The organism is Komagataeibacter xylinus (genome assembly GCF_004302915.1).
In the GTDB taxonomy this organism is placed as follows: Bacteria; Pseudomonadota; Alphaproteobacteria; order Acetobacterales; family Acetobacteraceae; genus Komagataeibacter; species Komagataeibacter xylinus_C.
This window is the reverse complement of the sequence record NZ_QQBI01000075.1, coordinates 1-4,662: the sequence shown is the minus strand read 5'-3', so window position 1 is coordinate 4,662 and position 4,662 is coordinate 1. Positions and strand designations below refer to the sequence as shown.

4 protein-coding genes are annotated in these 4,662 nt (G+C 59.4%); 1 reads left to right on the top strand and 3 read right to left on the bottom strand.

Annotated features, from left to right (window positions below):
* Positions 1-128: 128 nt before the first annotated feature.
* Genes DV027_RS18000 through DV027_RS17000 form a run of 3 tightly spaced genes read right to left on the bottom strand, consistent with a single transcriptional unit; the run spans position 129 to position 1,489 of the window.
* Positions 129-338, bottom strand: a complete 210-nt coding sequence (locus tag DV027_RS18000) for a DUF4019 domain-containing protein (protein ID WP_275101017.1) — start codon at positions 336-338, stop codon at positions 129-131.
* 9 nt (positions 339-347) lie between these two features.
* The gene (locus tag DV027_RS17995; RefSeq protein ID WP_242621992.1) at positions 348-908 is read right to left on the bottom strand and encodes a helix-turn-helix domain-containing protein; all 561 of its coding nucleotides are present in this window, start codon (positions 906-908) and stop codon (positions 348-350) included.
* The gene (locus tag DV027_RS17000; protein WP_010516174.1) at positions 905-1,489 is read right to left on the bottom strand and encodes a recombinase family protein; all 585 of its coding nucleotides are present in this window, start codon (positions 1,487-1,489) and stop codon (positions 905-907) included. Before DV027_RS17000 ends, DV027_RS17995 begins: the two co-directional genes overlap by 4 nt.
* A gap of 139 nt (positions 1,490-1,628) precedes the next feature.
* On the opposite strand from DV027_RS17000, the gene DV027_RS16995 reads away from it, so the two are divergent.
* Positions 1,629-4,604 (top strand): Tn3 family transposase, encoded by a 2,976-nt coding sequence (locus tag DV027_RS16995; protein WP_130732966.1) that lies wholly within the window; start codon positions 1,629-1,631, stop codon positions 4,602-4,604.
* Positions 4,605-4,662: the final 58 nt, after the last annotated feature.

Below are 4,662 nucleotides of genomic sequence, written 5' to 3'. Positions count from 1 at the left end.
GAGGCCATCGTGTGGAAAGTACGCTAAACAACGTTTAGCATGAACAGTAGAAGAACGTCTGGGCAGCGTGATCTTGTCTGAGGGCAAGCCGCTGTTTCTTTGTTGAACAACGGCAAGCAGCACGGAAGTTAGCGGATGAAATATCCGCTAACGCGCCAATATGCCTGTTCACGCGAAAGTACGACGGTTTCAACCGCGTTGGGTTTGTTAGCGAAACGCGTCTGGAACTGAATGATCTGATAGTCACCCGCTGGCGCGCCCGGCAGCGTTTTTGTCTGCATCACGCTTTGGAAAGTGCGTGATGACGGGCGTCCCAACGGTTGTCGTACAGACTGGATCGTAGTGGCTCACTGCGCCGGGGTGATCTTTGCCTTGAACAGTGTGCCTGCGGCTTGCCAGCTTGCATCCCACTGCCCTTCATCAAGCAATTCGACCCATTTGCGGGCATCGGCCGATGCCTTTGTTTCGGCAGGACGGGCAATGCTTGTCGAAATATTCTGGGCGGAAACCCGGGCGTCGTCCTGCCCGCTGATGGTCAAAAGCGCTGCGGCCGCAATGATAAGAGACATGATAAGCATTCCTCCGGTAAGCCACGCCAGGCGATGCCCCGACGATCGTGGCGGTGCTGGCTCTTTGGCTCTATCCACCGAAGAAGTTGCTTCGGCACCCCCAATTTCTTTGGGGCCGACATTATTTGGGGTGCCCCCATCCATCTCGGCGAGACGTCGGGCAGCTTCACGGCTGCTCGAAACGCCCAGCTTGCGCCGCGCATCGCGTAGGCGGTCATTTATTGTGTGCACCGACAGACCAAGCGTATTGGCGATGGATTTCGCGTCATGGCCGACCAGAAGCAGACGTAGAGCTTCTTTCTCGCGCGCGCTGAGAACCACTTGATCGTCTGTTGTCATGATACAGCCGATGGTGTCGGCCGCGCGACGCCAAGACGCTTCATCTCGCGATAGACAGTCGATCGCCCGATCCCGAGCTGACGCGCCGCTTCAGTCGGCGACACGCTCGCCGCGATAAGTTTTAGCGCCGCGCTGATCTTGTCGTTGTCGAGCGGCTGCCGCCCCGGCAGCCTGCCCTTTGCTCTCGCCGCTGCAATCCCGTCGCGTGTACGTTCTGAGATCAGTCGCCGCTCAAAATGCGCAATGGCGCCGAAGACGTGGAAGATCAGCTCTCCGGCTGCGGAGGAAGTGTCGATTTTCTCCTCCAGGCTGAGCAACGCTATTCCGCGTGAGCGGAGCATGGTCACCGTTGTCAGCAACTCTCCCAGTGAACGACCGAGGCGGTCGAGCCGCACAACCGCAAGCGTATCGCCCTTGCGTGCGTATTCCAGCAGCTCGTCCAGTCCTGGTCGCTCCATGCTCTTGCCCGACATCACATCGGTGAACACACGGATCGTACCGGCTTCTTCCAATCGCATACGCTGCCCGGCCACATCCTGATCACCGGTACTGACACGCGCGTATCCCAGAATGCCGCCCATGGCACCGTCTCCCAAACGACCGTTCTGTGGACACTGAGTGAATGACCATTCCGGATCGACAATATCCGTCCACATAATGCGTCTCTTTACTCTCCGCTGTCCATAGCCGAGACTGACCTTTTGTGGACGGAATGACAGCGTGACCAGGCTCAAACATCACCTGCTGACAGCCCAGGAACGGGATCAGATGCTCGCCATCCCGACAGACCGGGACAGTCTGGTCCGCCTTTACACTTTCGAGCCATCGGATCTGGATATCATCGGTTCCCGGCGCAGGCGACGCACCCAGATGGGCGTTGCCGTGCAACTGGCGTTACTCAGGCACCCGGGAACAACACTGGCTCAGTTTGTGCAGGACGTCGGATCGACGCCATCCGCGTTGGTCGCCTTCGTGGCAGACCAACTTGAGCTTTCCGGCAGCGACCTCGCCGATTACGCCGCGCGGGAGCAGACGATGACCGATCATGCCCGCGATCTGATGACGATCCTTGGCCTGCGCGCGCCCCAGAGAGTCGATATCCCGTTCATGATCGAGGCTGCGGCAAACGCAGCCTGGGCCACGGACAGCGGCATCGTAATCGTCCGGGCCGTGATGGACGCGCTACGCCATGCCAAAATCGCACTCCCTTCGATTTCAACCATCGAACGCGCCAGCATTGCGGGACGGGCGCGGGCCCGACGGAAGACCGCGCAGGCGTTAACGCAGGGCCTCACAGGCGATCAGGTCACGGCGCTGGATCGGCTTTTCGCCACAACGCCTGAAGGGAGCATCAGCCAACTTGCCTCGCTCAAGACCATACCGGTTGCCGTCAAGCCGGATCACATCAAGCGCATTCTGGAATTGTTGAGACCGGTTCGACAGATCGGGATTGATCCCGTCGTCGCCAAGCGCATTCACATCGACCGCTTTCACCAATACGTCCGGGAAGGCCGGATATCTCCGGCCTCGATGATCGAGCGCTACACGCCATCACGCCGTTACGCCACGCTCGTCGCTTTCCTGATCGATGCCGAGGAACGTCTGACGGACAGCGCCCTGGACATGGCTGACAAGCTGGTCGGCAGCATCTTTACCCGGGCACGGAACACAAAGGCCCGCAGCTTTTCGGCAACATCGAAGAACGTCGCACGCCTGATGCGCCTGTTTCAGGCGACCATCGATGCCTTGGCCGAGGCGGCCAGCGACGGCAGAGATCCTATGGAAACTCTGGATGCCACGGTCGGATGGGCGACCCTGTTGAAAGCAAGGTCAGAGGTTGGGGCGATCGCCAGGACTGCCGACCTCGATCCTCTGACAGCCGCTGCGGAGCGTTATATTACCCTTCGAAAATTCGCGCCCGATCTGCTGGAAACGCTGGAATTCCAGGCAGGAAGAGGAGGCGCCAAGACCTTGGCTGCGATCACGTTGTTGCGGAATCTCAACAGAGCAGGCAAACGCGATTTACCTGGCGACGCACCGATGCCGTTTCGCAAGGAATGGCAGAAGATCGTTATCGATCAGGATGACAAGCCCAACCGGCGTCTGTGGGAAATCGCGACGCTCGCGCATTTGCGCAACAAGCTGCGTTCCGGTGATGTGTGGATCGAGCGGTCGGCCAATTATCGTCGCTTCGACAGCTACATGCTCAGTACGGAGCAGGCAAAACCGTTCATTGCCGAACTTGACCTTCCCCTGTCGGCGGATGAATGGCTGGATCAGCGCGCTCGCGAATTGGATAAACGCCTGAAGAAGTTTGCGCAAAGCCTGAAACGCGACGCTTTGCAAGGCGTACGATTCCGAGACGGGCACCTCCAGATATCGCCGATACGCGCAACAACGCCTCCCAAGGCGGAAGACCTGGCGCAACAGCTCAACGCCCTGATGCCGCCAATCCGCATCACGGAGCTGCTGCACGAGGTGGCGCAGGCCACCGGTTTTTTGAACGCCTTTACCAACCTGCGCACGGGCGAAGCCTGCCCCCACGAGAACGCGTTGCTTGCTGCCATTCTGGCGGACGCTACCAATCTGGGGCTGTCACGCATGGCTGCCGCGAGTCACGGCGTTACCCGTGATCAGCTCTTCTGGACCCACGACGCTTACGTCCGCGACGAAAATTACCGCAAGGCGCTGGCTATCCTCATCGACTCTCACCATCGTCTGCCATTTTCCCGCATCTGGGGTGAGGGTTCGAGTTCAAGCTCCGATGGACAGTTCTTTCGCGGGGCCAAGCGCGGTGCCTCAGGCGGAGACGTCAATGCCCGCTATGGCGTCGACCATGGGTTCAGCTTTTACACGCATGTGTCTGATCAGCGCGCCCCATACCATGTGAAGGTCATCTCGGCTGCGACACACGAAGCGCCATACGTGCTCGACGGCCTGACCAATCATGGAACGGGGCTTAAAATCACCGAGCATTATACCGACACGGGTGGTGCCACCGACCATGTCTTCGCGCTCTGCGCCCTGTTGGGTTTTCGCTTTTGCCCACGCCTGCGCGACTTTCCGGATAGACGCCTGGCGTCCATCGCACCGGCCAGTTCCTATCCCTCCATCAGCCCGCTGCTTGGCAAAACCATCCGCACCGACATCATTCGGGAACAATGGGAGGACGTGCTGCGGCTTGTCGGATCAATCAAGGCCGGGCATGTCGCGCCCTCCAGGATGTTGCGCAAGCTTGCTGCCTATGAGCGCCAGAATCGGCTCGACGTCGCACTCCAGGAAATCGGCAAGATCGAGCGCACTCTGTTCATGCTCGACTGGCTCGAAACCCCTGATCTGCGGCAGAGATGTCAGGCAGGGCTCAACAACAGCGAGCAGCGGCATGTGCTGACCCAGGCAATCCATACCTTCCGCCAGGGACGGATCATCGACCGCAGCCATGAAGCCCAGCAATACCGGGCGTCGGGCCTCAATCTCGTCATCGCGGCGATCGTCTACTGGAATACAGTCTATCTGCAAACCGCCGTCACACATCTGCGCTCAACATCGGCGGTCGTCCCGGAGGACCTGCTGGCGCATACTTCCCCGGTGGGATGGGAGCACATCGCCTTTTCCGGAGACTTCCTCTGGGACAAAGCCGCAGCTTCTGCGGGCCGCAAGACGCTCAATCTGTCGAAACAGGCTCGTGCCGCCTGATCGTTCCTTTATTGTTCATGCCAAACGTTGTTTAGCGTACCATCCACACGATGGCCTC

Bases quoted from the DNA above. Each gene is read 5' to 3' on its own strand.
- DV027_RS17995 (WP_242621992.1), bottom strand. From the start codon at position 908: ATGACAACAGACGATCAAGTGGTTCTCAGCGCGCGCGAGAAAGAAGCT.
- DV027_RS17000 (WP_010516174.1), bottom strand. From the start codon at position 1,489: ATGGGCGGCATTCTGGGATACGCGCGTGTCAGTACCGGTGATCAGGAT.